Source organism: Actinomadura sp. NPDC048955, assembly GCF_040649435.1.
Lineage (GTDB): Bacteria > Actinomycetota > Actinomycetes > Streptosporangiales > Streptosporangiaceae > Spirillospora > Spirillospora luteofluorescens.
The window spans coordinates 1-2,654 of record NZ_JBEZJI010000169.1; the positions used below are offsets into that span (position 1 = coordinate 1).

Genomic DNA, 2,654 nt, shown 5'->3' on the forward strand with positions numbered 1-2,654 from the left:
CGCGCCAGCCGGCCCGGAAGCCGACGAACTCGTAGCCGTAGACCTGGACGCCCTTGCGGACATTCTAGTGAAACCCAAAATAGCCTTCATAAATCCAAAAACAGGCTCCACATCAATTTTTCTTTGACTGTAGAAGGTTTTTGATTTTGGTTCTGAAAGCTTTTTATTAATTTGGGCTTTAAAATATTCCCAATTATAATTTTTCATTATTTTTTTATTTGTTTTTGAATTGAAGTTCATACACTGTTGTTTCAGAGGGCATTCTGCACAATCATCACATTCATATAATTTAAAGTCTCGTTTAAAACCATATTTATCATGGCGATAGGCATATCTTTTAAATCCTAGTCTTTTATTATTCGGACAAATGAATTCATCGTTAATTTCGTCATAATCCCAATTTTGAGTATTAAAGATGTCACTTTTATATTTTTTAGTTTTATCTTTTATAAACATTCCATAAGTTATGAGTGGCGTTCGATTAAAATTATCTATAATTGCCATATAATTGGCTTCGCTACCATAACCTGCGTCAGCTACAATATATTCAGATAAATGACCGTAGGTCTCTTGTATTGTATTTAAAAAAGGTATCATTGTTCTTGTATCAGTCGGATTTTGATACACATTATAAAATAAAACAAATTGAGAATTTGTCGCTATTTGTAAATTATACCCCGGTTTAAGTTGTCCATTTTTCATATGATCTTCTTTCATTCTCATAAATGTGGCATCGTGGTCTGTTTTAGAATAACTATTTCTATCCTTTAAAATAGATTTTTGGACTTCGTATTTATGCTTTCGCTGAGAGTAATCATTAATTTGCTTTTTGTATTTTTTAATTTTAGTTCTTTTGAGCCGTATTTGTTTTCTTATTTTAGTACATTTTTTATTATCGATATGTTGGTTTAAATCTTCGATTTCTTTATCTAAATGACTACCAATCAAATCTATTTCTTCTTTTGTTAAGTCATTATCATGATCTTTTTTAATCTCAGGTATGATTTTATTTATCACCAATTCATGATAGAGTGCTTTAGAGTTTTCATTCATCCTTGACTCATGGTTTTGAATACTCTTTTTCCATACAAATGTATATCGATTGGCATTTGCCTCAACTTTCGTACCATCAATAAAAATGGCCTGATCATCAATAAGATTTTGTTTCAAACACTGACTATGAAATTGAATAAATAATGATTCTAATAAAGCGTCTACTTTGGGATTTACTCTAAATCGATTAATCGTTTTATAAGAAGGCTTTTGATTTTGTGATAGCCACATCATTTGGATGCTATCATTGAGTAATTTTTCTATCTTACGTCCTGAAAACACAGATTGGGTGTAGGCATATAAAACTACTTTTAACATCATTTTTGGATGGTATGATGTTGCACCTCGATGATGTCTGAATTCATCGAATTCAGTCTCGGGAATTGTTTCTACAATATCATTTGTGGGGATAAGAACTGAAGTTTCCATTGGTAGAGTAAGTTGAGTCATGTTATAATCTTTATACATAAGGCACCTCGTTAATTTAGTTTATTGGTATTTATTAAATTATACGAAAGGACCTTATTTTTTTAAGTATTTTAATGTAAAATTACATATGAATACAAAGTATTTTGGCGAGACTCTTGAGGGAACAGGACAGGCTGAAGCTGTCCCCTAAGAAAGCGAGCCAACAATACGAAGTATTGTAAATAAAGAAGCCAGTAAATGAATTTATGAAAACTCATTTACTGGCTATTTTGCTAGGAATTATGTCCCAGCCTCTTTGTATCACATGTTAAACCTTTTAATTACTTAAGACCTGCTGCTGTTAAGAAAGCATCGATTAATTGTGCACCACTATTGACAATATCTGAAGCACCATTTCCAAGGAAGTGTGTAATTGCTTCTTTGGCACCAGATACAGATCCGAAAATGTTACCAATTGCTGAACCTAAATTTTGAAATTGTTCTTGCATGACAAATGCCTCCTAAAAATAGATTTTATGAAGTTTTATATATCGCCTCACACCTTAAATCTAATAAACTTTAGAGATAATGTCAAAGATTATGTATTATATACTTCTTAATAAAAGTCCAAAATACAAGAACCAAAAGTTCTTTAGAAATACTATACCTTATGTAAATTTAATAATAACTGTTTTACATTGAACTTTTTAATATCTTTTTATAAATATTTAAATCCTTTTTAAGGGCCATTTAAAATTTAGAGTGACAAGGGATTTGCCACATTAAAGGCATAGTTTTTTGTTGTTATGCTTTTGTAAAAGGAGGAGTATTATATGAGTGGAGAAACTGTTATATACAAAAGCACTTCCTGTGTAGAAAGGAGGTGCCACATTTAATGATTGTCGTTCTGTTTGTTGTGAAATATATCGTATGTCCAATTATTGTTGTTGGAAGTGTTCTTGATTTATTAAATTAAGAACATCAGCGATAAAAAAGAAACCTCAACATATGCTTTGGTCGGCATGCTGGGGTTTTCATATCCAATAATGTGTCTATTTGTTATTTTCAGTATATCTTGTGTAAACCAATTTGTAAATTATACTGTTTAAACAAGGGGCAGGAACGTTGTGCAGCCAGTGCAGGGTACGCATCCAGATAGCTGTCCGCGGTCGCCCAGACGGCCTGAAGCTCCA

2 protein-coding genes are annotated in these 2,654 nt (G+C 31.9%); both read right to left on the reverse strand.

Annotated features, from left to right (window positions below):
• A partial coding sequence (locus AB0C84_RS45870) for an IS1182 family transposase (protein WP_361079167.1) occupies window positions 1-1,521 on the reverse strand: 1,521 nt, incomplete at its 3' end.
• 281 nt (window positions 1,522-1,802) lie between these two features.
• On the reverse strand, window positions 1,803-1,970 hold the full coding sequence (locus tag AB0C84_RS45875) for a hypothetical protein (protein ID WP_002498713.1): 168 nt from the start codon (window positions 1,968-1,970) through the stop codon (window positions 1,803-1,805).
• Window positions 1,971-2,654: the final 684 nt, after the last annotated feature.